The organism is Psychrobacter sp. CAL346-MNA-CIBAN-0220 (assembly GCF_040309805.1).
GTDB lineage: Bacteria > Pseudomonadota > Gammaproteobacteria > Pseudomonadales > Moraxellaceae > Psychrobacter.
Genome location: NZ_JBEOPF010000491.1, coordinates 1 through 256, shown reverse-complemented (window position 1 = coordinate 256; position 256 = coordinate 1). Strand labels below are relative to the sequence as shown.

The 256-nt window shown below is 39.1% G+C and carries 1 protein-coding gene; it reads left to right on the top strand.

Features of this window, described 5'->3' with window-relative positions; all coding sequences use genetic code 11:
- On the top strand, window positions 1–256 hold a 256-nt coding region (locus AAEY88_RS14495), incomplete at both ends, for a protease inhibitor I9 family protein (protein WP_350563517.1).

The following is a 256-nucleotide window of genomic DNA, read 5'->3' as shown; positions in this document are numbered from 1 at the left end:
AGTCTCAACAGCGGTTAAAGACAAAAACAGCAAACTAGACATTCAATCAGCTCCAGTTAAAAGCTATGCATCTCATCTGAAGGCCGAACAAGCTGCATTTACAAAAGCCCTTTCAAAGGTTGCTTCAAATGCTAAAGTTGAGCGTCAATTTAAGACATTATTTAACGGTGTAACTATTGTTGGTCAAGGATTAACCGTTGAACAGATTATGGCTATTCCAGGGGTTATATCTGTCTATCCTGAAGCTATGTACAGC